General features: G+C 51.2%; 27 protein-coding genes. 10 read left to right on the forward strand and 17 right to left on the reverse strand.

Annotated features, from left to right (window positions below; all coding sequences use genetic code 11):
- Positions 1 to 18: 18 nt before the first annotated feature.
- From ACFOUO_RS07245 to ACFOUO_RS07275, 7 genes are all read right to left on the reverse strand, one after another.
- Positions 19 to 741: a gamma-glutamyl-gamma-aminobutyrate hydrolase family protein gene (locus ACFOUO_RS07245; protein WP_380703701.1), complete on the reverse strand. Its 723-nt coding sequence runs from the start codon at positions 739 to 741 to the stop codon at positions 19 to 21.
- A 181-nt stretch (positions 742 to 922) separates the two neighbouring features.
- Entirely contained in the window at positions 923 to 1,150 is a 228-nt protein-coding gene (locus ACFOUO_RS07250; protein ID WP_380703703.1) for a DUF378 domain-containing protein, read from the reverse strand.
- Between the two features lie 223 nt (positions 1,151 to 1,373).
- On the reverse strand, positions 1,374 to 2,471 hold the full coding sequence (gene ispG / locus ACFOUO_RS07255) for a flavodoxin-dependent (E)-4-hydroxy-3-methylbut-2-enyl-diphosphate synthase (RefSeq protein WP_380703705.1): 1,098 nt from the start codon (positions 2,469 to 2,471) through the stop codon (positions 1,374 to 1,376).
- Positions 2,472 to 2,606: 135 nt separating this feature from the next.
- Positions 2,607 to 2,852 (reverse strand): YkuS family protein, encoded by a 246-nt coding sequence (locus ACFOUO_RS07260; RefSeq protein WP_380703708.1) that lies wholly within the window; start codon positions 2,850 to 2,852, stop codon positions 2,607 to 2,609.
- Between the two features lie 11 nt (positions 2,853 to 2,863).
- A complete protein-coding gene (locus ACFOUO_RS07265) occupies positions 2,864 to 3,031 on the reverse strand; it encodes a hypothetical protein (protein WP_380703710.1) in 168 nt (55 codons plus the stop codon).
- Complete coding sequence (locus ACFOUO_RS07270; protein ID WP_380703712.1) at positions 3,031 to 3,234, reverse strand: YqzE family protein; 204 nt, start codon at positions 3,232 to 3,234, stop codon at positions 3,031 to 3,033. Before ACFOUO_RS07270 ends, ACFOUO_RS07265 begins: the two co-directional genes overlap by 1 nt.
- 42 nt (positions 3,235 to 3,276) lie before the next feature.
- Positions 3,277 to 3,822, reverse strand: a complete 546-nt coding sequence (locus ACFOUO_RS07275; RefSeq protein ID WP_380703714.1) for a shikimate kinase — start codon at positions 3,820 to 3,822, stop codon at positions 3,277 to 3,279.
- 375 nt (positions 3,823 to 4,197) lie between these two features.
- Between ACFOUO_RS07275 and ACFOUO_RS07280 the strand changes: the two genes are divergently transcribed.
- The 3 genes from ACFOUO_RS07280 (at position 4,198) to ACFOUO_RS07290 (ending at position 8,177) form a co-directional block, all read left to right on the forward strand.
- Positions 4,198 to 5,442: an amidohydrolase gene (locus ACFOUO_RS07280; protein ID WP_380703716.1), complete on the forward strand. Its 1,245-nt coding sequence runs from the start codon at positions 4,198 to 4,200 to the stop codon at positions 5,440 to 5,442.
- Complete coding sequence (locus ACFOUO_RS07285) at positions 5,417 to 6,214, forward strand: PhzF family phenazine biosynthesis protein (RefSeq protein ID WP_380703718.1); 798 nt, start codon at positions 5,417 to 5,419, stop codon at positions 6,212 to 6,214. Before ACFOUO_RS07280 ends, ACFOUO_RS07285 begins: the two co-directional genes overlap by 26 nt.
- A 151-nt stretch (positions 6,215 to 6,365) precedes the next feature.
- Positions 6,366 to 8,177 carry a S9 family peptidase gene (locus ACFOUO_RS07290; protein WP_380703720.1) on the forward strand — a complete coding sequence of 604 codons (1,812 nt, stop codon included), beginning with the start codon at positions 6,366 to 6,368 and terminating at the stop codon, positions 8,175 to 8,177.
- Between the two features lie 102 nt (positions 8,178 to 8,279).
- Here ACFOUO_RS07290 and ACFOUO_RS07295 read toward each other — a convergent pair whose 3' ends face one another.
- On the reverse strand, positions 8,280 to 8,984 hold the full coding sequence (locus ACFOUO_RS07295; RefSeq protein ID WP_380703721.1) for a DUF421 domain-containing protein: 705 nt from the start codon (positions 8,982 to 8,984) through the stop codon (positions 8,280 to 8,282).
- 166 nt (positions 8,985 to 9,150) lie between these two features.
- Between ACFOUO_RS07295 and ACFOUO_RS07300 the strand changes: the two genes are divergently transcribed.
- Complete coding sequence (locus tag ACFOUO_RS07300) at positions 9,151 to 10,494, forward strand: esterase/lipase family protein (RefSeq protein WP_380703723.1); 1,344 nt, start codon at positions 9,151 to 9,153, stop codon at positions 10,492 to 10,494.
- Positions 10,495 to 10,544: 50 nt separating this feature from the next.
- On the opposite strand, the gene ACFOUO_RS07305 is transcribed toward ACFOUO_RS07300, so the two are convergent.
- The 7 genes from ACFOUO_RS07305 to ACFOUO_RS07335 are packed head-to-tail and all read right to left on the reverse strand — an operon-like array spanning position 10,545 to position 14,690.
- Entirely contained in the window at positions 10,545 to 10,934 is a 390-nt protein-coding gene (locus ACFOUO_RS07305) for a hypothetical protein (RefSeq protein WP_380703725.1), read from the reverse strand.
- A complete protein-coding gene (locus tag ACFOUO_RS07310) occupies positions 10,931 to 11,455 on the reverse strand; it encodes a pilus assembly FimT family protein (protein WP_380703727.1) in 525 nt (174 codons plus the stop codon). Before ACFOUO_RS07310 ends, ACFOUO_RS07305 begins: the two co-directional genes overlap by 4 nt.
- Positions 11,392 to 11,757: a type II secretion system protein gene (locus ACFOUO_RS07315; protein ID WP_380703729.1), complete on the reverse strand. Its 366-nt coding sequence runs from the start codon at positions 11,755 to 11,757 to the stop codon at positions 11,392 to 11,394. Before ACFOUO_RS07315 ends, ACFOUO_RS07310 begins: the two co-directional genes overlap by 64 nt.
- A complete protein-coding gene (locus ACFOUO_RS07320; RefSeq protein ID WP_380703731.1) occupies positions 11,754 to 12,206 on the reverse strand; it encodes a GspH/FimT family pseudopilin in 453 nt (150 codons plus the stop codon). Before ACFOUO_RS07320 ends, ACFOUO_RS07315 begins: the two co-directional genes overlap by 4 nt.
- Positions 12,196 to 12,537: a competence type IV pilus major pilin ComGC gene (locus tag ACFOUO_RS07325; RefSeq protein ID WP_380703733.1), complete on the reverse strand. Its 342-nt coding sequence runs from the start codon at positions 12,535 to 12,537 to the stop codon at positions 12,196 to 12,198. The genes ACFOUO_RS07320 and ACFOUO_RS07325 overlap by 11 nt, the downstream gene beginning before the upstream one ends.
- A gap of 25 nt (positions 12,538 to 12,562) precedes the next feature.
- Positions 12,563 to 13,597, reverse strand: coding sequence for a type II secretion system F family protein (locus tag ACFOUO_RS07330; RefSeq protein WP_380703735.1), 1,035 nt, complete (start codon positions 13,595 to 13,597; stop codon positions 12,563 to 12,565).
- Positions 13,598 to 13,601: 4 nt separating this feature from the next.
- Entirely contained in the window at positions 13,602 to 14,690 is a 1,089-nt protein-coding gene (locus tag ACFOUO_RS07335; RefSeq protein ID WP_380703737.1) for a GspE/PulE family protein, read from the reverse strand.
- Between the two features lie 307 nt (positions 14,691 to 14,997).
- Between ACFOUO_RS07335 and ACFOUO_RS07340 the strand changes: the two genes are divergently transcribed.
- Genes ACFOUO_RS07340 through ACFOUO_RS07350 form a run of 3 tightly spaced genes read left to right on the forward strand, consistent with a single transcriptional unit; the run spans position 14,998 to position 16,713 of the window.
- Positions 14,998 to 15,603, forward strand: coding sequence for a TetR/AcrR family transcriptional regulator (locus ACFOUO_RS07340; protein ID WP_380703739.1), 606 nt, complete (start codon positions 14,998 to 15,000; stop codon positions 15,601 to 15,603).
- 30 nt (positions 15,604 to 15,633) lie between these two features.
- Positions 15,634 to 16,062: a GNAT family N-acetyltransferase gene (locus tag ACFOUO_RS07345; RefSeq protein ID WP_380703741.1), complete on the forward strand. Its 429-nt coding sequence runs from the start codon at positions 15,634 to 15,636 to the stop codon at positions 16,060 to 16,062.
- A 21-nt stretch (positions 16,063 to 16,083) separates the two neighbouring features.
- Positions 16,084 to 16,713 carry a YczE/YyaS/YitT family protein gene (locus tag ACFOUO_RS07350; RefSeq protein ID WP_380703743.1) on the forward strand — a complete coding sequence of 210 codons (630 nt, stop codon included), beginning with the start codon at positions 16,084 to 16,086 and terminating at the stop codon, positions 16,711 to 16,713.
- A 55-nt stretch (positions 16,714 to 16,768) separates the two neighbouring features.
- Here ACFOUO_RS07350 and ACFOUO_RS07355 read toward each other — a convergent pair whose 3' ends face one another.
- On the reverse strand, positions 16,769 to 17,263 hold the full coding sequence (locus tag ACFOUO_RS07355; RefSeq protein ID WP_380703745.1) for a GyrI-like domain-containing protein: 495 nt from the start codon (positions 17,261 to 17,263) through the stop codon (positions 16,769 to 16,771).
- Positions 17,264 to 17,542: 279 nt separating this feature from the next.
- Between ACFOUO_RS07355 and ACFOUO_RS07360 the strand changes: the two genes are divergently transcribed.
- Entirely contained in the window at positions 17,543 to 19,048 is a 1,506-nt protein-coding gene (locus ACFOUO_RS07360; RefSeq protein WP_380703747.1) for a Na+/H+ antiporter NhaC family protein, read from the forward strand.
- Positions 19,049 to 19,163: 115 nt separating this feature from the next.
- On the opposite strand, the gene ACFOUO_RS07365 is transcribed toward ACFOUO_RS07360, so the two are convergent.
- The gene (locus ACFOUO_RS07365) at positions 19,164 to 20,084 is read right to left on the reverse strand and encodes a proline dehydrogenase family protein (RefSeq protein ID WP_380703749.1); all 921 of its coding nucleotides are present in this window, start codon (positions 20,082 to 20,084) and stop codon (positions 19,164 to 19,166) included.
- A 210-nt stretch (positions 20,085 to 20,294) separates the two neighbouring features.
- Between ACFOUO_RS07365 and ACFOUO_RS07370 the strand changes: the two genes are divergently transcribed.
- Together ACFOUO_RS07370 and pruA are read left to right on the forward strand one after the other, a co-directional pair.
- On the forward strand, positions 20,295 to 21,674 hold the full coding sequence (locus tag ACFOUO_RS07370) for a sigma-54 interaction domain-containing protein (protein ID WP_380703751.1): 1,380 nt from the start codon (positions 20,295 to 20,297) through the stop codon (positions 21,672 to 21,674).
- Between the two features lie 218 nt (positions 21,675 to 21,892).
- Positions 21,893 to 23,440: an L-glutamate gamma-semialdehyde dehydrogenase gene (gene pruA, locus ACFOUO_RS07375; RefSeq protein ID WP_380703752.1), complete on the forward strand. Its 1,548-nt coding sequence runs from the start codon at positions 21,893 to 21,895 to the stop codon at positions 23,438 to 23,440.
- The last annotated feature ends 37 nt before the right edge of the window (positions 23,441 to 23,477 follow it).

Consider the following 23,477-nt stretch of genomic DNA (forward strand, 5'->3'; position numbering starts at 1 on the left):
TCAGTCTGCGGTTTCCCCTTATGTTTGAACCTTTTGACTTTCACCGGCGCAAGCACGGACAAAAGCGTTGAAGATCTCCTGGGAGACGGAATCGGTGGCGGCAGTGTTTTCCGGATGCCACTGAAGGCCGAGAAGGAAGGAGGTGCTTACGCCTTCAAAGGCTTCCACCACCCCGTCCGGAGCAACTGCGGATACGCGACAGGTTTCCGGGATATCCCGAACAGCCTGGTGGTGAAAACTGTTCACCCTTCCTGTTCCCCATCCAGTGATGCGATGCAACAGGGTACCTTCCATGACCTCTACCCCGTGGGCAGGGTGATCTCTCGGGGCTAACTGTGCATGTTGAAGCAGACCTTCCCGCTGATGGGCCAGGTCTTGGTACATATTTCCTCCCAGGGCGACAGCAAGGATCTGACAACCTCTGCAAATAGCCAAGATCGGTTTGCTAGCTTTAACCATGAAACGGACAAGGATGATTTCCATCCGATCCCGTTCCGGCTCAACCTTACCCAGGCCAGGAAGCGGTTCCTCCCCGAACAGTACAGGGTCGATATCCCCGCCTCCAGTGAGAAGCAAACCGTCAACTTGAGTAACAAGGTCCCAAAGAGCCCCTTCATCGAGGGTAGCGGGAAGCAGCATGGGGAGCCCCCCTGCACGGTAAATCGCATCGCTATTATCCCTGTGAAGCGTCATCCTTTTGTCTTCCTGCAGAGATAACGTCAGACCGATCACAGGCCGCATGGGTTTTCTCTCCTTTTCCGCCCTCTGTCACAGCGGGGCGGCGGGATTCTCTCTCCCAGTATAGACCCAGCCTCCACCCTCGGTGAGAAAATTTCCTTGCTAAAAAGCGCCGATAGCGGCCTTTCCCTCCGGATCGGTGCCTTCGGCGCTTTTTATTTTACGGTTTTCCTTGGAAAATCCCTCATTCCACGTTGTGGGCGGGTGTTCTCTCTTCAAATAGAAATTTGATGGAGTAAATGCCAGCCAAGCCGACCAGAGAATAGATCACACGACTAAAGCCGGAGGATTCGCGTGTCGCATCCCCACCGAACAAAGCCGAGACCAAGTCCCACTGAAACAGACCGACCAACAGCCAGTTCAACGCTCCAACAATAACTAAAATCAAAGCGATTCGAGACAAAGCGTTCATGGTTCAAAAACCCTCCTTTTTATGGTCTTAGTATGTAAATCTTGGGCCAAGCCTATCCACCCGGATAAAAAATTTTTATCTGGTCCGGCCCGAAAGCCGAATTCAATTTCGTTTCATCCCAAGTGCTTTCTGGTGTTAACAGCACAAAACATCCTATATATTACCATTTTATATATAAAAAAAAGACCCCTCCCCAAAGGCGATGGGTCTATCATGTCCATGATCAGGCTTTTTGTGCTTCCAGTTCCTGTTTTTTTCGATGCTCTTCGGCCAGCTTGTCGATCTCTTTCTTCAGTTCTTCCACCATCGTTTCCTCCGGTACCTTACGGATGATTTCCCCATGGCGGAAAAGGAGTCCTTCCCCACGAGCTCCCGCGATACCGATATCGGCTTCCTTTGCTTCCCCCGGGCCGTTGACGGCACAGCCCAGGACAGAAACCTTGATCGGCGCTTGGATTTTGGAAATGTATTCTTCCACCTCGTTGGCGATTTTAATAAGATCGATCTCGATCCGACCGCAGGTGGGACAAGAAATCAACGTAGCGGCGTTGGCAGCCAGGCCAAAGGTCTTCAGAAGTTCACGGGCCACTTTTACCTCTTCCACCGGGTCGGCGGAGAGGGAAATCCGCATGGTGGAACCAATCCCTTTAGAAAGGATAGCCCCCATACCGGCGGAACTTTTCACGGTACCGGAGAAGAGTGTCCCCGATTCGGTGATCCCGAGGTGAAGCGGATACCGAATGGTTTCTGCCGCCTTCGTGTAAGCTTCAATAGCCAGACGGACGTCAGAAGCCTTCAAGGAGACCACAATATCCTGGAAATCTAAATCCTCTAGAATCCCGATGTGGTAAAGGGCACTTTCTACCATACCCTCCGCTGTTGGGTAACCATACTTCTCTAGGATCCGCCGCTCCAGAGAACCGGCGTTTACGCCAATCCGCATCGGAATGCCGCGCTCCTTAGCGGCTTTCACAACTTCTTCCACCTTTTCCCGCTTTCCGATGTTCCCCGGGTTGATTCGGATTTTATCGATGCCACCTTCGATCGCCTTCAGGGCCAGCCGGTAATCAAAGTGGATGTCGGCAACCAGCGGCACATTGATTTCTTTTTTGATGTGTGGGATCGCTTCAGCAGCCCGCATATCGGGACAGGCCACACGAACTATCTGGCAGCCCGCTTCAGCCAGACGGTTGATCTCTTCCACCGTCGCTTTTACATCGTGAGTTTTGGTCATCGTCATACTTTGGATCACGACCTGATCATTGCCGCCAATCTGGACATTGCCTACTCGAACCGGTCGTGTCTCCGTGCGATGAAACATGTTATAATCGCCCCTTATTATAGAGAGACTCAATCTTGCACTTCGTCTATTATATCACTTTGCATCCGAAAAAAAAGGAGCCATTCTTACTTAGGCTCCTTCCTCCTACAATTTCATCCTTTGTTCATGGAACCTTTACGAAAGGTTCAGACGCGATTGGACCATCTGGTATACTTCTTCCGGAGTCATACCCTCGGCGTTGATGACAGCCATATCCGAAGCCGTATCCTGCATCCCCATCATATCCTTGTCCCCACCGGTGATGACACAGCAGTTGCATCCGTCTTTATCCGATAGGGAAACTACTTGGCACCCTTGGCTCTGCAAATAATCACTTACATTCTTCAAGCTCTCTTCAACAGCGACACGTTGATTGTTCATCTCCATCCTCCTTACGGAGCGGTTCGGGAAGGATTGTCTCCATCCTCAACATAGGCAATGAGAGCCACATTGGCTTCCAGCATCCGTTTGAGTTCCCGTTCCGCCTGTTCAATTTGTTCCAAAGCATCCGATCGGTTCTTCAGATTGACTAATTTAAATTTGTCCGTACTTCGGTCCATCAGGAATCACCTTTTACCAAACGGGATTTTTGTTTTCGGGCATACATCCTCAAACCGAAGGGGACCATGCCAAACCAGCGGAATGCCCAGGATGGCCGTTGTGCCCGTCGTTTCTGTTTGGCTTCTTCTCGTTCGGCTTTCGGTGTATCCATATAACGGACCATCCGCTGAACCCAGAATTTCAGATAATCCTGCGAAGACACGGGATCACCCCCTGGTTCTAGCATAACCAGAGGGTGATCCTTTCAATCCCCTTCCCCATCGGAGCGAGAGAGAAACGCTTTCCATTCCTTCCAAATCCATTCTGCCGCTTCTTTTGGACTCATCTGTGTCGTATCTAGTTTCCGGTGAGCGAAATCATACCGACCCTGCCGTTCCCTTTTTAACCGAGCCACCCGTTCCCTCACATCCCCGGTAAGCAGGGGGCGGGAACGGTCCGCTGACAATCGGCGTGTCAACTCTTGTTCGGAGGCGTCCAAAGCAACCACCCAGCCTTTTTCTCGAAGCAAACGGACATTATCCGGACGGAGAACGACCCCGCCCCCCGTGGTAATGATCTGTGAACGACGACCGAGCACCTGTTGCAATACCTCGTGTTCCCGTTCGCGAAACCCTGCCTCCCCTTCCTCTTCGAAAATCTGAGGGATCGACATATCCGCTTTCTTTTCCACTTCACCATCGGTATCGGTCACCGGTAACCCTGTTTTTTGACCGAGATATCGACCAACACTGCTTTTTCCCGTCCCCATAAACCCGATTAGAACTAAGTGTCGTTGCTGTTGCTCTGTCATCTGTTCACTCCTGTGTGCATGTTTCGCCCATTATAACACGGAGATTCAGGAGGAGATTGGCGTACCCGGAGCGAGGACTTTCAAGGTAAATGGTGGTACAATATCCGTATCCATACGATATGGAACAGGGAGCGATCTAGTTGGGTCAAATTGCTTGGCCTGGCCTCATAGTTCTTGTCCTTGCGCTTCTTTTCCTGTATTTTGCTATTAAGAACTGGATTCGCTTTTTTTGTAACCGAAAGTGAACCGTTATGCTTTTTCTACCCAATCGTTGATGTCTTACGATATGCCCTTCCCTTCGTCCCCTTCCGGCAGAGAGGCTGATACCACCAAATCGAAGGGGATAGAGAAGCAGCCGGAGAAGGAGGAACCCCCATGAACGCATCCTGGACTGATTCTAAAAAAAAGCGGGAACTCCTCGCTCAAGTTATCTTCTGGCGGAGACACCTTCACCAATATCCGGAACTCTCTTTCCAGGAACGAAAAACAGCTGATTTCGTCTTTCATACGTTATCTTCATTCAGGGGTTTGACGATCACCCGACCCACGCCAACCAGCGTCTGTGCCACTCTAAAAGGAAACCTCCCCGGCCCTACTGTTGCTCTCCGAGCCGATATGGATGCTCTGCCTATCCAGGAAGAAAATGATGTCGACTACGTCTCACGCCATCCAGGTGTGATGCACGCATGCGGCCATGATGGTCACACAGCCATGCTCCTCGGTGCCGCCCGATTTTTCACCGATATGCGGGAAGAGCTTCGAGGGGAACTCCGTTTCCTCTTTCAGCACGCCGAAGAAATCCCGCCCGGGGGAGCGAGAGACTTAGTGGCTGCGGGTGCAATGGAAGGCGTTGACGCTGTCCTCGGAACCCATCTTTGGTCCCCCCTTCCCACGGGAAAAGTGGGCGTTGTCTACGGGCCAGCTATGGCCAGTATGGACACCTTCATGATCACCATCCGCGGTAAAGGCGGTCATGCCGGTGCTCCACACCAAACCGTGGATAGTATTGCCGTCGGTGCCCAAGTGGTATCCAACTTACAGCATGTAGTGGCCCGCAACATGGACCCCCTCTCCTCCACGGTCCTCTCCATAACCAAATTCCTTGCCGGAACCACCCACAATATCATCCCTGGCTCCGTCCTGATCGAAGGTTCCGTCCGAACATTGGACGAGGAAGCTCGTCAGGATCTCCCTGCTCTCATGGAGCGAGTCATCCGCGGCATTACCTCCGCCCATGGGGCCGATTATCAATGGCATTATAAGCAGGGGTACCATGCTGTCGTCAATGAAGGTCGAACCACACAACTCGTGGAAGAAACGGTCCGTGAATGCCTGGGAACCGAAGCTCTCGTCCACATGGATCCCATTATGGGCGGAGAAGATTTTTCCGCATATCAGCGAGAAGCTCCGGGTGCCTTTTTCTTTACCGGGATCGGCAACAAAGGAAAAAGTACCGACTATCCTCATCACCACCCTCGCTTCAATATTGATGAAGACGCGCTGGAAACCGGGCTCATCGTATTGATCCACACAACCCTCCGCTTATTGGAAAACGAGGACCAACCCAACATCCATGACCTGGGAGGTTCGCACCATGGGCCAAAGCATCATCCAGGTTAACGCCTTTACAAACCGGCCTTTTACCGGAAACCCTGCTGCCGTATGCATCCTACCCAACTCTAGGGAAGACCGTTGGATGCAGCAGATCGCCAAAGAAATGAACCTTCCCGAGACCGCCTTTCTCTACGAACAACCAGGCGGGTACCGACTACGTTGGTTTACTCCCCTTGAGGAGGAAGACCTTTGCGGACACGCCACCCTGGCGACTGCTCATGTCTTATGGGAACAAGAGCGGGCTGATCCGGCCCAAACCCTCTATTTCCATACAAAAAGCGGCTTGCTGACCGCCCACCGGGAGGGAGAATGGATCGTTCTTGATTTTCCTGCTGAGCCAATCCGCCTGTTGCCCGAAATCCCCGCCGCCCTGAAGGATCGTTATGGAGATATCATCAAACGAGCAGGATCTAACCGGTTGGACCATTTCCTTGAGTTGGAATCGGAAACAGAGGTCCGCCGCTTCAACCCTGAAAAAGCCCTAGGAACCCTGCCGATCCACCGCGGATTGATCGTCAGCAGCCAAGGGGATCAGGGTCCGTATGACATCGTCTCCCGCTTTTTCGCCCCCAACCACGGTATTTCCGAGGACCCCGTCACCGGTTCCGCCCACTGCGCCCTGGGGCCCTATTGGACGGAGCTGTTGGCTAAAGATGAGCTCCTCGCTTTCCAGGCTTCGGAGCGAGGCGGCACGCTTCGCGTGCGTAACCGGGGGAATCGTGTCCAGTTGCTCGGGCAGGCAGTCACGGTATGGAGAGGAGAGCTAGCGAAAGCATGAGAAAAGAGGGTTTGTCAGTAGCCTTAAGCAGCTCCGGCTGCTTTTTTGTTTTGGCACGGGTACACCATGAAATGCGATAGGAAGGATATATGCAGAAGAAGGTGAATACGAGTTAGGGAGATTGAACATGAAAGAACAAGGAGGCGGTCCAATGAATCGCCAACAACCCCTGAAAGATACGCTACGCCGATACATGGAAATCCGCTCGGCATATGCCCCCGCTTTCAGCTGTGACAACCGGGAAATGCTGTTCCTGTGTACCATTAGCGGAACCCCACAGGTTTGGAGTCTTGGACCGGAATCCCCCTGGCCGAAACAACTCACCTTTTTTTCCGACCGGGTCATGGATGGATTCCCTTCACCGACTGTTGAGAAAATCTGTATCCGTATGGATCAGGGGGGAAATGAACGGGCCCAACTGTTCCTCATGGGGTCGGATGGGCAGAATTTGGAGAATATATCCCAAGACCCTGACCATATCTATCTGTTCGGTGCCTGGTCTCCCGACGGTCGTCGTTTTTCCTATAGTTCCAACCGCCGGGACTCTATCCATTTCGATATCTATCAATATGACATTGATAGCGCAAGCCATCGATTACTTCATCAAAGCGATCATACGAACTATGCCGGGCAATTTAGCCCTGACGGAGGGAAACTCCTTTTCTCCCGCCATCATACGAATGCGGATAACGATCTCTATCTGCTGGAGATCGAAACGGGGGAGATCACTCTCCTCACTCCCCACGACCGTGAATCGGTTTTTCATCACGCCTGCTTTGCCAAGGATGGCAAGTCTCTCTACTTATTGTCAAACCGGGACAGTGAGTTTACCCGAGTAGCCCATCTTTACCTTGACAGGGAACACTGGGTTTGGCTGACAGATGACCGTTGGGACGCGGAGAATCTTACTTTGTCCCCGAATGGAAACGCCCTCGCTTTCAGCCTTAATATCGAAGGAACCTCCCGAATCGCTATTTGGGATTGCAAGGCTTCCCAATCGATCGCCTTGCCGGAAATTCCCCAGGGGTTTGTCATGGACCTAGAGTGGAATCGAGAGAGCTCAGCTCTCGCTTTTACACTTAGCAGCCCCCGATATGCCAATGAAATATGGCAGCTCGATTTACGGAAGAATCATTTGCTCCGACGGACATACGCCTCTATCTCCGGAATCCCTCAGGAACGTTTCATTCAACCTGAATGGGTCCACTTTCCTTCCTTTGATGATCTCTCGATTCCGGCTTTCTACTACCGCCCCAACCATCAGAAAACACCTTACCCGGTGCTCGTCTGGGTGCATGGGGGGCCGGAATCCCAAAGCCGAAACAGTTTCAACAGTCTGATCCAATTTTTCCTTCAGCAAGGAATCGCGGTGTTCGTGCCCAATGTGCGAGGAAGTGATGGATACGGTCGGACCTATGTACACTTGGATGATGTCCGTAAGCGGATGGATTCCGTAGCGGATTTGGCTAAAGGGGTGGAGTGGCTAGTTTCCCATGGAGATGCTGATAAGAAATCCATCGCTGTCATGGGAGGAAGTTATGGTGGGTTTATGGTTCTGGCTGCCCTTACCCACTATCCGGACTTATGGGCGGCAGGGGTGGACATTGTCGGAATTGCCAACCTTCGAACGTTTATCCAAAACACCAGCCCTTATCGCCGTCACCTGAGAGAATCTGAATACGGCACCGTGGAAAGAGATGGTTGCTTTTTTGACACCATCTCCCCCATCCACCACGTCGACAAAATCAAGGCTCCTCTTTTTGTTATCCACGGGGCCAACGACCCTCGGGTCCCCGTCGATGAAGCGGAACAAATCGTCAGGGCCCTTCGAAAACGAAGCCATCCGGTAGATTACCTTCGTTTCGAGGATGAAGGACATGGCTTGGTCAAGTTGGAAAACAAGGTGAAAGCGTACGGGGAAGTTGCGAAGTTTCTTGATCGGTGGTTATTGAACGAAATGTGAGAAGGAAACAAAGAGGTGAAAAAAGGGGCCTCTCCCTAGAGTGGGAGTAAGGCCTCTTTGCGTGGAGGTCACTCGATCAAATGCACCGGGGATCGTTCGAAGTTATTGGTTATCTTTCTTTGTACCATCATCCCGAAAGTCCATATACAAATTTCCGTCCGTTTCCATCAGAACATAAAAGACCTCATCAATCGAGTTGACAGGCTTTTGTTTTCGAACCTCCTTCAATAACCATTCTTCCGATTGACCGATTTTACGTAGATTTTCTGCAATCACCTGGCCGTCCACTACTAGATCAAGCGGTTCTTGGGGTACCGATGATGGCTTGAATACATTTTTAGGCGTGGTTGGCTGATAATCCGGCTTCATCATGACTGAAAGGGACCCGTCGTTTTCCAGGATGCCAAACTGGACCTTAGACATGTCAAAGACATCTTTTTGTCGCAGTAACTCCATGATCTCCCCCATCGTAAACCGGGTTTTCTTCATGTTGTCTTCCATAAGCTTGCCCCCCGAGATCACAAGGACAGGCTCCCCCTCCAGCCATTTCCGGGCTTTGCGACTTTTCATAGCGATAAAGGACATAGACAGAGTCAAAAACCCGAACAAAATCAAGCCAAACCAATGATAGCCCATATTGCGATCCAAATCTGTGGCCATGGTAGCCGCAATGGAGCCAAAGGTAATCCCGTTGACGTATTCAAAAAAAGTCATCTCGGCCATCTGTTGTTTTCCCAGGATCATCGTCAATACCATAATGGTTCCGAAAGCAAGCAGCGTTTGCAACAGAATTTGAAGATATTCCATGATACTCCTCCTACCGTAACGTCTCCCTATGTCCTTGTATGGACTTTCCCCCCTTTTTTTATACAACCAAGCGTGGGTCGAGCACCCCATATGGGTTCCCATAAGTCATAATTTTCGAAATTAATAATATTTATTAATCGGACTAACGGAATGGAGGTTGGCAGGTATGATGTTTTTTTACCGTCTCATCATGTCGGGGGTGGCGGTGATTCTCTGCAGCGGGCTTTCCATAGGATTAGCTCACGCCACAGAATTATCGTCCACCAGACTCCCGTACCACTCATCTCTGAAAGCGGCTAGTCAGGAAAAAAAGATCCGCCCGTCCGTGAAGTTTACACCCGTCAACAGTTCCCCGCAGAACACCTATCCCATCATATTGGTTCACGGTTTGGCCGGTTTCGACGACCTTTATGGATTTTTTCAATATTGGGGAGGTCTGACCGATATTGAAAAAGATCTGCGGAAGCGGGGATATCACGTCTATACGGCGGATATCGGCACTTTTTCGAGTAATTGGGACCGGGCGGTGGAGTTATATGCCCAAATTAAAGGGGGACGAGCTGATTACGGGGCTGCCCACGCGAAGAAACACGGGCATGATCGCTACGGAAGAACCTACCCTGGCCTCTATCCAGAGTGGGGGAAAGTCGACGAAAAGACAGGGAAAGTGAACAAAGTCCATCTCATCGGCCACAGCTTAGGTGGACAGACGGTACGAACTTTGGTTCAACTTCTGGAACACGGGGACAAAAATGAAAGCGCTTTCAAAAAGGGCGTTGGCCTGTCTCCTTTATTCAATCATGAGCAAAAATCATGGGTGTCTAGCGTGATGGCGATTTCCAGCCCTCATGACGGGAGCACCTTGACTTATCAGATTGAAGAGATGATGCCGAAAGCTCAACAATTAATCGCCGCTTTTGCGGCTATTTCGGGAAACCGCAGTTTCGTTGATTATGATTTTAAATTGGACCAATGGGGACTAAAACGGCACCCCGGAGAACCCTTTAACGATTACATGAAACGGGTGTGTAAAAGCTCTATCTGGAAGAAGACCAAGGATAGCAGTGAATGGGACACCAGTTTGCCGGGGGCCATTGAATTAAATCAGTGGGTACAAGCACAACCGCAAGTCTATTACTTTTCAGTGGGAACGGAGCAAACCTATCGCAGCCCTTTTACAGGACACGAAGTCCCAGAACTCCTGATGAATCCCGCTTTTTACTCCTTTTCTTTCTATATGGGAAAATATACACGCAACTTCGATGAAATGATCGTGGACAAAGGGTGGTTCAAAAATGACGGAATGGTCAACACCCGCTCGATGGCGGGTCCGACAATGGGATCGACTGACCTCATCGTTCCATACAACGGTACACCCCAGATCGGCAAATGGAATTACCTTGGGACGATGAAGTCCTATGACCATGTCGATATTATCGGAATGGGGATACGCGATATGAGACCATGGTATCGTGGCATGGCCGCCTTGCTCGCCTCCCTCCCCGAATAAACCCGAGGGAATCAAAAAAACGGGATGAGCGATGCTCATCCTTTTCCATCCTAGCGACTCCATTCCCGTATTTGACAGGTTTCTCGGTCTACTTCCACTCGAATCGTCTGCTTGATTCCTCTCCCTCGAGCAACGGAAACGAGACGGATCGCATTCCTTGCCCGCCCCTCCACTTGGGTTTTGGCTTGGATGCCGTTTATACGGGTGGTAATCGGAGTGATGTTTTTTCTAGAAGTGCACAGGTGGTTCTGTATGCGGGCCAGACCGCTTTCGGCAGCGTATTGGGCTCGGAGTGTCTTCCACTCGGCTGAAACCGTGTGGCCTGAGCGAAAGAGTTGGGAGAGGGCTGCTGTCAGCAGGATAAAAAGCAGAACGGAAACCGCCAATACGAAGGGAAGGGCGATACCCCGTTGATCGTTGAAGGGGAACCATCCGGTCATGGAGAAACCCTCCCCCGAAAATACCTTCGGATCGAGAGATCACTGTGCCAGTTTTGCAGTCGGGTCTCCACCCACACCCCTTCACGGTCAGGCTCAAACCCACTGAAGTAGACGTTCTGCAGAACGATTGTCGTACCGCGGAACTTCCTTTCGCTCGACGGTCGAATGCTGCGAATCAAGCGTCGTCGGTATTGTTTGTAACGCACCGTATCTCCGGAGGGAAGATCGAAGAGGAGCCACCCTTCAGAAGAGAGGCGAAAACGCCTCCCCCGGCGCACCTCGTTCCGAACATCAGCTGTAAACTGGGCGACCTCCGCCTGCAGTTGGTGACGATAGAATCCTTTTTTCAGTTCCTTTTCCATGACATATTCCAGGGAAAAGATGACCGGAATCAGGATCACCAAGACAGCCATTACCACAGCCAACTCGACATAGGTGAACCCCCCTTGGCAACTGCTTACGGCTGGTACTGAACGCTTTTTAAGGAGAGTTTTCGTGCCCGTTTCTCGCGGTCCTTCCACCGCACCTCCACCTCGCTTCCCGTAAGTCGAGGGCCGATTCGGCTTTTCCGCCACTTTATCCGGTACCGAACCCCGTTGCTTTGCTGGACCCGCTTCCCACTAGCCGGGGCTTCCAGAGAGGAGCGCTGAACCTCTTCCATCCGGGACTCCAGAATGGCCATCGCCTCCATCTGACGTCCCCGGGAAACCAGCTGGCCGTTTATCTCTAGGGCTACCGGCAGGGCCGTGGAGAGCAGGATGCCAACGATCAACATCGCTGTCACCGTTTCTGCCAGGGTAAACCCCTTCTGATCCCAAATCACGGATCCACCTCCACCTTGGGCCGGCCCGAGGCTACCTGTACAATCACACGCCCAGCCTGTGTACTGCCGACAACCAGCCGGAAAGTGCCACCTCGCACCTGCCCCGTAGGCCGAAAGGTGACCCGATTTCCCGGGTAGTTGCTCGTCAGTTTATATCGCGGCGGAATTGCTTCCCTCCGTAGCGTCCGTCTTCCTTTCTTCACGGTGTAGGTCTGCCTCTTTTCGTCCAGCTGTAACACCGTTTTCTCCTCGGTCAATCGGGCCTCCCGCTGGGCCAGGCGCAGATCCTCCGCTAACCCTCCCAGGAAGAGTTCCCGCTCCAAACGATCTCCCCATTGGACAAAAGCGGGCACAGCGAGAGACACTAAGAGACCAATCAGAGAAAGGGTTAAGGCCAGCTCTACCAGCGTCCAGCCCTCTTCGTCGCTTTTTAAACGGTTAGTCACCATGTTTCGTACACTTCACCCTTTTTTCTACTGAGGCCCCTTTCCGAATCGTATATTTCCCCTTGGCCGGACAAGTCGGCTTCGTACGAAGGTAACCTCGGCGGTGTAAGATAGCAACACTCTTTGGATAAGAGCCCATTTCCAGATAATGATTATCCGCCTGGGAACCGATCAGTTTTCGGTTGGCCTCACAGGCCCGTTCCTGTGCAGATTGGCCCGCGGCCTTCAAATTGGGCAGGGCGATTGCGATAATCACCCCGATGACAAAGATCACTACCAACATCTCAATCAAAGTAAACCCACGTTGATCCTTTAACAACTGTTTTCCGTTCATCCCTGGGCACCTCTTTCATTCGAGATCATATGGCTCGGACTAGATGAAGCATCGGAAGAAACATGGCGAGTACCGTTCCCGTCATCACTACCCCTATCCCAAAAATCAACAGAGGTTCCAAACTGCGGGTAAAGCGTTGCATCCGCTCCCGGATCATCATCTCCGTTCCCCTAGCCAAAGTGAGCAGGGATTGATCCAGCCGCCCCGCTTCTTCCCCGAGAGCAACTAGTTGTTTTAGAGAGGGAAGAAAAAGGTTTCCCTCCTTCGCTAGGCTTTTATGGAAAAATTCGCCCCCCAGCAGTCTCTCTTTCACCCGATGGACACCCTTAGCCAAGGGATACCAGGGGCTGAAACATTCCACCATCTCTACGGCCTTGAGAAGAGGAACGCCTGACCGGAGTAATGATCCCAGCTGAACGGACAGGTAGTGTGTAAAACGGAGGGCAAAATAAGAGCGCACCAAAGGCAGGCGGTACCACCAGGCCATCCATCGGCTCCGCTCCCCTGGGGGAAGACGACGAAGGATAAGAAAAATGAGAGCACCCAACAAAATAGCAGCCCCTGCCATATAGAACCCTCCCCGTACAATGCTATAGAAGGAAAGGAAGAGTTGTGTATACAGAGGCAACGTGAGCCCCATCGTTTCATACATCTCGGTAAATCGGGGTACCACCGTCGTCACCAGAAAGAAAAATGCGAATCCGACTAGAACCAACACCACCGCCGGGTAAGTGAGCGCCTGAATCATATCCCTCACCAGCTTCCCCTGTTCCCTGTAGTAGCTTTCACCCTGCCGTAGACCAAAGGCATAATCCCCATGTTCCTCCGCCGCCTGTAAAAAGGAAACAAAAAGGAGCGGCAACCCCTCCTCCGCCAACGCATCCGGCAGGTTTTTCCCCTCATCCAGCCCCTCGGTGATCCGGTCGGCTTCCCCCTTCTTCAAGATTCCCTGCTCCCCCAATAGGCGGACACTGGGCAGCAACGGAAACCCGGCCTCCAGGAGATTGGCCAGATGTTGGCTTAACGGAACGATCCGGTCATGGTTCCATCGGGATTTCACCCACCTACTCATAGGAATCCACGACCCGGTGATACTCTGAAATCGTCGTCTCCCCGGTCATTACCTTCTCCAGGATCACATCGGACAACGAGCGCATCCCCGCCTTTTGGAAACTTTGTCGAAGCCGAGAAAGGGGAGCACGCTCCACAATCATGGGTTGGAATTCCTCCTTTAGGGAAAGCACTTCGAAAGCACCCGTCCGGTTCCGATAACCCATTTGACGACAATCGTGGCATCCCTTTCCGCGACAATCGCGGCAAATGAGACGGACCAGCCGTTGGGCGGCTACTCCGATCAAGGAAGAGGCAATCCGGTACGGCTCAATGCCCATGTCGAGGAACCGGGTGATGGTAGAACTGGCATCTGCCGTGTGCAATGTCGACAACACCAGGTGCCCTGTCAAGGCTGCCCGGATCGCGATGTCCGCCGTCTCCTGATCCCTGATTTCCCCCACCATGATGATGTTGGGATCTTGGCGTAAAACGGCCCGCAAGCCTCTGGCAAAAGTGAGACCCGCCTTCGGGTTAATCTGGATCTGGTTGACCCCGGACAACTGAAATTCAATCGGATCCTCTAAGGTCACCAGGTTGACTTCCTCCCGGTTCAACTCCTGTAGGATGGCATACAAGGTCGTGCTCTTCCCCGCTCCCGTCGGCCCCGTGACCACTAGCAGCCCACTCGTCCGTTTGATCAGCTGAGTCAACCGTTTTCTTTCCTCCTCCCCCATCCCCAGCTCCTGCAAGGACATCAGTTCCGATCGGTTACGAAGGAGCCGGAGCACCACCTTTTCCCCATGGAGTGTCGGCATACTAGATACCCGGACATCCACGCGCTCACCGTCGACCGTCAGGGTTAGCGCCCCATCCTGGGGTAGCCGTTTCTCCCCGATGTCCAAATTCCCCATCACTTTCAACCGTGAAATAAGCGGGTACATCGTCTCCTTCTCCAAGCGATCGACCTGAACTAAAAACCCGTCTACCCGTTGCCGGATGCACAGATGATCCGAACGCGGCTCGATATGTAAGTCACTCGCCCGCATTCGAACCGCCTCTTCCAACAAACCCGAAACGTAAGCCGCCGCATCCAGTTCCACCACCCCCTAAATGATTCCATTGTGTTGCATGACCAATTTCTACAAAAATATCCAATCCCCTGCCGGTTGATGTCGATTTTTTTCGAAAAATGACCCTTTAACGCTGATGTCTTTTAACAGCCTCCAAACACAGCAAAAGCTCCGACCCCAAATTATGGGTCAAGCTTGTGCCGGTTCCGAAATATGGACGCCTCCATGGACAAGGTTTGATTTTTTTATTGCTCCCTTTTTTGTAAGCCTTGCTTCTGGTCGCCCCTTCCTATATAATGTGCCTAACTAATATTCGTTAGGCAATGGAGGTGATCCAATGCATACAGCCGATCAAATAAAAAAAGCGGCACGTAAGCTTTTTTCCCAACACGGATACAAGGAAATTACTGTTTCAAGAATCGCAGAAGAAGTGGGAATTAAAGCCCCCAGCATTTACTCCCATTACAAGAACAAAGAGGATTTGTTTCTTCAGGTTTTTGAGGAAACCATCCTCGAACACGTCCATCATGTTAAAGAAACGATTAAAAAAACCGAAAATATGGATGTAGAACGACAGTTGTTCCATATGCTTTACGAAGCTTCTCTATATTACACGCATGACGAAGACAAGATTCAGTTCTTGAAGTACACCATGATTTTCCCACCCCAAAAGTTAAAAGCAGAAATAAAGAGAAGCTTTTATGAAGCTGAAAAGATGTTTTCCGATATGTTGCGACGCTTATTTGCAGAGGGAATGAAGCAAAAAAAAATCAGAGAACTTCCCATGGAGCACCTTCTGAGTTCTTTCTACTGTTTGTTGGACGGGCTGTTCACACAACTCCTTTACAACAACAATCGGACAACCTTCGAGGCGAAACTCCAGCATCTCTGGTCGATCTATTGGACGGGCATACGGTCTTCCTCTCTAGATTTATGCGAATGATCCATCATCAAGCGAAAAGGTGGAAACCAGATGAAAACCAAACGTGTCACAACATCTTCAGAGTTAGAAGAAGTCTTTCGTATAAGAACCACGGTGTTTGTGGAGGAGCAGGGGGTTCCTCTTGAAGAAGAAATCGATGCGTTTGAGAAGGAAGCTGTTCACGTTCTTGCTTTTTACCATGAGCAAGCGGTTGGTACAGGACGATTACGAATCGTCGAGGATACGGCTAAGCTGGAAAGAATCTGTGTGTTGGATTCCTACCGTCAATATGGCCTCGGAAGAGCGATCGTCCACGCTCTAGAGGAAATCGCCAAAGAAAAAGGCCTAACCAAAGTCAAGTTACACGGCCAAACCCATGCCGAGCGTTTCTACAGCCAGTTGGGATATCAAAAGGCCTCGGATGTCTTTATGGAAGAGGGGATCCCTCATCGGTTGATGGTCAAAGATCTGGGTCAATAAGAAAGGAGTTAGAGAAGGGACATGCAAGAAATCCGTACAAGGTTTCTCTTTTATATAGTGGGGATTCTGTCCTTCACCCTCGGGATTGTTTTAACCATTCAGTCCCATCTAGGGACATCCCCCTTTGATGCCCTCCTTGTCGGTTTGTTTCAAACGGTAGGTCTCACCCCGGGAAGTTGGGAAATGATTATCGGAGGAATCATGGTTCTCTTCAACGCCATGGCACAACGCCAACCTCCCGAGTACTTAGCGATCCTAACAGCTGTAATCACCGGTGTCTTTATAGACTTTTGGCTTTGGCTTTTAGGGGGATGGGTTCATCCCGACATGGTAATCAGTCAGTCGTTTTGCGTCGGTTCCGGATTGATACTGGTAGGACTGGGGATTGCCATCTATCTAAAAGCTCATTTCGCTCCACTTCCAATCGACCGGATGATGCTGGTAGTGCAAGGCTTGACCGGATGGAATGTAGCTGTCTCTCGTACCATGATCAGCATCGCAATCTTGGTGCTGGCGTTTATGTTTCAGGGACCCATCGGAATCGGAACGATATTGAGCGTGATTTTTACAGGAACGCTGATCAAATGGTTCATCCCTTTTGTCGCGAAAATGAGCGCATGGGTATGGCCTAGCCAATATCGTAGTGAATAGGAAAAACCGGCCCGAGTAAGGTGGCCGGTTTTTGCTTATATAGGCCAGCCATCCTTTACAAAACAGCTGGTTGGTCTACACCGATATAGATCTCCACAATCGCTTGCTCGGGATTGCATGCCCGTCCATCATAACGTTCAAAATCATACAGGAAACTTCGGTGAATCTGGTCTGTCTGCTGAAACCACTCCCAGATCTTCATCCATGTTTCTGGAACCACGCGGGAGATTGGACCCTTGTTAGAAGTAAACACTGCATAGGTCGACACAGGGATATGTAGCTCCTCGATACCCTCCGCCATTTTCACGTGATCGCTTGGACACCCCGCCAACACACGATAACTTCCGTTAACCCCCTCTTCATAACGGTGGTATACCCCATAGACCACCGGAGCCGTATCTCCGGCGTTTATCGTCCATATCTTACGGTTGTGAAATCGTTCCCACAGATGAGGGATTTTCGGTTCTGCTCCCATTTCACAGGCATTGTCTGTCGTAACAGAAATCCCTCGAACATCAAACGCATCGACTGTTACCCATTGCAGTTCCATCCATGGTTCCTCCAATCTGGATAGGTGCCAACCACCACGAAGGGAAGTATTTCACTCCTCCTTTCCCATTCGGCACGACTGTTGTGTATCCTTTCAAGAAAAATCGCCAAACCTAACGAATAATGTATTCCCTTCTGATGCCGTCAGTGTTGAGAACCCATTTCCATATTTCGTCCCCCTCCTTTTGTGTCTGTTTTGTTAAAATGGGTAATGGGGTTTTTGGCACAAGTTTAACCGAATGATTCGAAAGCGATTTCAAATGAGTTGTGGAGGGAAACCATGGAACCTACTAACGAAAATTCGAACAATCGTGAAGAGCAACTTGCAGAAGCCGTCGGCAGTAAAAAAGTCCGGAAGCTGGACTTCCGGCTGGGAGGTTTCGGCGCTGCGGTGCCGATGCTGTTTTTTGTTATTTGGGCTGTGTCCACCAGCCTGCTAAACATTACCTCCGAATTGGGACTTGTTCTGGGTGGCGTGCTTGGTCTGGCTCTCGGACTCTTCCTGTGTAAAAGCAAATGGGAGAATTATGCCCAGGGCATATTTGACGGGATGGCTCAGCCTGTCGGTGTCGTCGCCATTATCGCCTGGTTCTGGGCAGGGATGTTTGCCCAGGTTCTCCGGACCGGCGGCCTAGTGGAAGGGCTCGTCTGGCTAGGTGAAACTTCAGGCATGACAGGAGCGATGTTCACCGCTCTCACCTTCCTTCTCGCCGCTGTCTTCTCCACAGCAGTCGGCACAGGATACGGTACCACCGTGGCCTTTTGCACCCTGATGTACCCGGCGGGAATCGCTATGGGCTCCGATCCGGTGGTTCTCTTTGCCGCTATTTTGAGTGGAGCGGCATTCGGTGACAACCTAGCCCCCGTTTCCGACACCACCATTGTTTCCGCCGTCACCCAAGATGCGGATGTACCGGGTGTGGTGCGTTCACGGTTTAAGTACAGTATAGTAGCCGCTATACCGGCCTTTGTTCTGTTCCTCGTATTTGGTGGGGGGACTGCCCACGGAGTGGATAACCAAGCGGCAATGGCAATGATGCACGAAGCCTCCAATCCAACCGGGCTCATACTTTTACTTCCTTTCGCCTTGGTCATCTTCCTCGCCTTAAGGGGTCAGCACCTGATCACTTCGTTAACATGGGGAATCATCTCTTCCATCCCCTTGGTTCTAATTGCGAATCTGGGAACACTGGGGGATTTTATCCGGTTTAACCCCGACTCGGATACCATTGTAGAAGGAGCTCTGGTGGAAGGCATCTCCGGATATATGAATATGGCCATCCTCATCCTATTAATTGTAGCCGCTTCTCATTTGTTGGGACTGGGCGGTACGATGAATGCCATTTCCAGTGCTTTAACCCGGTGGATCCGTGGGATCGTCCGTAGGGCTGAATTGGCGATCTGGGGAATCGTAACGATCCTAAACAGCGCCATCACCATCAATACCGCGGCCGAAATTGCCGCCGCACCGTTCGTGCGGGAAATTGGTGAAAAATACCGAATCCACCCCTACCGGCGGGCCAATTTCCTCGATGCCGTCAGTTCTGCTCTCGGCTATATCTTTCCTTGGAGCGCAGCGCTTCTCCTCGGGTGGACGACCATCAGTGACTTGAAAGGCAAGTATGACTGGCTGCCAGTCGTTTCCCCGACAGAGGTCTTCCCCTATGTCTTCCATGGCTGGTTCTTACTTCTCGTGATGCTGTTCGCCGCCCTTACTGGATGGGGCCTCCGCTTCAAAGGAAAAGCGGGCGAGGAATTAAAAGAGCCTCCCCAGGATGAAAGATAAGAAACAACCCCATCCGTCGACAGCAGCTTGAACAACTCCGGCTCTGTCGGCGGTTTTTTTCGTAAAAAAACCGCACAACATGTGCGGATGTACAAATTAGATATCGGCCTTCCTTTCAGGATTTGAACATCGACTTTAGTACGAAGCCGACATTGGCCGGCCGTTCAGCGAGGCGACGCATAAAATAGGCGTACCAGTCTCGGCCAAAGGGCACATAAACCCGAACGGGATATCCTTCCCTCACCAAACGTTCCTGCAACTGTGTCCGAATCCCGTATAGCATCTGGAACTCATACTGGTCTTTTTGGATTCCCCGGTTCGCGATGAATTGCTTCATATGGTCGATAACCGTGTCATCATGGGTGGCAATGGCAGTAAAGCATCCATTGGTCAAGTGCATCTCGAGAAGATGAATAAAGTTTTTATCCACATCTGCCTTATCTGGGAAAGCAACACGGGGCGATTCTTTATAGGCCCCTTTGACGAGGCGGAGATTGACTCCCTCTTTACCGAATACTTCCACGTCCTTCTTGCTTTTGTACAAGCAGGCTTGGATGACCAGACCGATGTGGTCTGGAAATTCGGACCGCACCCGGTTAAACAATCGGAGCGTGGCTTCATTGTGGGCATAATCTTCGATATCGATCCGGACAAAATAGCCATACCCGGCTGCCCGGGCAACGATCCCACGTACCTGTTCCAGGCAAAACGCTTCGTCGATGTCGAGGCCCAATTGCGTAAGCTTAATGGATAAATAGACGGTAAGCTTCTCTTTGGCCGCCGCATCCAAGGTCCGGAGGCAATCTTTTGCCGCTTCTTCGGCCTCTTTACGTGTAAAAACGGATTCTCCCAAATGGTCGAGGGTTACTTTGAAGCCTTGTTCATTGAGTGCTTTCGTCTTCGTTACAGCATTGTCAACCGTTTCCCCCGCCACGAACCGTCGGGCTCCAAAGCGCAGTCCGTAACGTTTTGCCAGCCGATTGGCCGATTGATTTTTAGCCATATACAAAAACATATTTCGCATGATTTGTTCCATCCTGAACACCCTCCCGCGGAAAAAATGAACCTGTCGGTAACCAGATAGCACGCAAAAACCGTGCCATGTTTTACCTGACCGAATCTTCGCCGAAAGAGTGGACGCAAAATAGACATGGTTGTTAAAATTGTGTTAAGGGACTGTTCAAAAAGTGTCTAAACATCTGTAAGCCCTTTCATAATGAAGTCAATTCAACGGGAGGTCGATGGAATGCCAAACGATCCGATCGACAAGGTCGTTTTATCCACGCTTCTAGAAAGTGTGGAGGAAGCCGTCACCATCGTGAATGAGGAGGCCAAAGTTCACTACTGGAACGAAGCAGCGGAACAACTCTATGGCATTTCTAGAAACGAAATTGTCGGAAAGTGCATCCTCGACCTCCCGTGGAAATCTCTGATGATACAACGCGTTCTGGAGAATGGTATCCCTATTCGCCACGCATATCACGAGCCCAAGCCAAACGTGCACGTACTCATCCATACCACTCCCATTATCGTCAACGGCAAAATCAAAGGTGCCATCTCGACGGAACGCGATGTCACGCAAATCGTTCGGCTCGGCCACGAATTAATGCACCATTCAAGCCGGGTGGACGAAACAGTTGAAAACCCTCCTGTGCAAGGGGAGAGCCAGCCGTGGCACCGCATTTTCGGAAGAAGTCCAGCCATCCTGGAAGCCATCAGTATGGCACAAAAAGTGGCCAAAACGGAAGCCAACGTGCTGTTGACCGGGGAATCAGGGGTCGGCAAGGAACTGTTTGCCCATGCCGTTCATCAATCCAGCCTGCGGGCAGAGGGCCCATTTATCGCGATCAACTGCGGGGCCATCCCTGCTCCCCTCTTTGAGAGCGAACTTTTCGGATATGTACCCGGTTCTTTTACCGGAGCAGCCCGGAAAGGGCAGGTTGGAAAGCTGGCGCTGACAGACGGGGGGACCCTTTGCTTAGATGAAGTGGGGGAACTGCCTTTGGAGATGCAGGTAAAGCTCCTGCGTGTCTTGGAAGAAAAAAGTTTTTACCCGATCGGCAGTAATAAACCCGTTCGTGTCAACGTACGAATTATCGCCGCCACCAATCGGGATTTGCTGAACGAAGTGCGACAAAAGCGATTTCGGCCAGATCTTTATTACCGATTAAACGTCGTGAATCTCCACATCCCCCCTATTCGCGAACGAATCGAGGACATCCCCATACTGATGCAACATTTTTTACGAGAGTTCTCCGCAAAATACAACCGCCCCATCCCAGAGCCAGAACCCCAAATGATGATTCACCTCATGCAGTACCCCTGGCCGGGAAACGTAAGGCAACTGCGAAATACAATGGAACGGCTAGTTATCCTTGCTGTGGATGGGAAAGCCCAGCTCGAGCATTTGCCGGAGGAAATCCGTTCAGACGAGCCCGGGGCCCTTACTGAGAGAGGCCATAACACGCCCATGCAAACTTCAGCACACCGGAGAAAGTTGAGTCGGACCGAAATCGAACGTGCGTTGGAGCGAACATATGGCAACAAATCCGCTGCATCGAAGGAGCTCGGCGTGTCCCGAGGCACCTTGTACAATTATTTGAAACGGCACGGCATCAATAAATAAAGAAAGTTAACAAGGTTCAATCCATGGGTTTAAACAACAATGTTCAATAAGTGTTCAATGATGAAAATCCAGCCCTCCCGTAAAACCGGTCAAACGTGTTATTTTCTCATCAGATCCTACTTGGCATGAAAATTGTTAATTACCAATACGGAGACGGGTTTGACTGGCTAAGCACCGCAACCGAACCCGTAATCCCCTAACCCAAGGAGGCTGAACCAATGAATCTTACACCCTATCAAAACGAACCTTATCTGGACTATACGGCACCTGACAACAAGGAAAAAATGCGACAAGCGCTGGAAAAAGTCCGAAACCAATTAGGACAAACCTACCCGCTTTGGATCGATGGAAAAGAACTCCGAAGCGATAAGGTCGAGCAATCGGTCAACCCAGCCAGACATAAAGAAGTCATTGGCTATGTGAGCCAAGCGGATGCTTCCGCTGTCGAGAAAGCGATTCAGGCTGCTTCCTCCGCTTTCGAAACCTGGCGACACACTTCCTTTGAAGAGCGGGCCCTCTACTTGGTGAAAGCAGCGGCGATCATGCGCCGCCGCAAGCAGGAGTTGTGTGCCTGGCAAATCCTCGAATCCGGCAAGAATTGGGCAGAAGCGGACGCCGACGTCGCTGAAGCGATTGATTTTCTCGAATTTTATGCCCGTCAGGCGGTCCGCCTGGGTAAGGGTCAGAAGTTGCATCCTTATCCAGGGGAAGATAACCGCCTAGAATATCTTCCTCTGGGTGTCGGTATCGTGATCCCGCCATGGAACTTCCCCCTCGCTATCCTGGCAGGAATGACGACCTCTGCCATTGTCACAGGAAATACCGTCCTCTTAAAACCGGCTCCCCAGTCTTCGGTGATGGCAGCGAAGTTTATCGAGATCCTGCAGGAAATCCACCTTCCCCAGGGCGTTGTCAACTTCGTACCCGGCCCGCCGGAGGAAATTGGAGATCTCATGGTCGGCCACCGGGATACGCGATTCATTTCCTTCACCGGCTCCAAGGCCACCGGTTTGCACATTGACGAGCTAGCTCACCGAAAACTGGATGGTCAGCGCTGGTTAAAGCGTGTAATTGCCGAGATGGGCGGCAAGGACGGGATCGTCGTCGATGAAACCGCAGACTTGGATGCTGCCGCAGAGGGAATTGTTAAGTCTGCTTTCGGCTTTCAGGGGCAGAAGTGCTCTGCCGGCTCCCGGGCCATCATTCATGAAAAAATCTACGACGAATTGGTCAAAAAAGTGCTGGAAGAAACGAAGGCCCTCAAGATGGGAGCTCCGGCAGACAATTATCCAGTCGGTCCCGTCATCGATAGGAAAGCCTTTGACAAGGTGACCGGTTACATCGAAATCGGCAATCAGGAAAATACGCTTCTCCTAGGCGGTCATGCCGATGATTCCGAGGGTTATTACATCCAGCCCACCATCTTTGGCGACTGCACCCGGGAATCGCAGATCATGAAAGAGGAAATTTTCGGCCCTGTTCTCTCCCTTTGCAAAGTGTCCAGCTTTGAAGAGGGGATCGACGTATACAATGATACCGAATACGGCCTCACGGGCGGTGTGTTCAGCCGTGATCGCTCCCGCTTGGAATATGCCCGTAAACACATGATGTGCGGTAACTTGTATCTCAATCGTAAATGCACGGGAGCCCTCGTCGGCGTACAACCCTTTGGCGGATTCAACATGTCCGGTACAGATTCTAAGGCAGGTGGTGAGGATTACCTGCTTAACTTTGTACAAGCGAAAGTGGTCACAGAGGCATTTTGAGGGATTCCTTCAAAGGGGGCCATCCGTACGATAGGGG

Source organism: Salinithrix halophila, from assembly GCF_042650125.1.
GTDB lineage: Bacteria > Bacillota > Bacilli > Thermoactinomycetales > DSM-45169 > Salinithrix > Salinithrix halophila.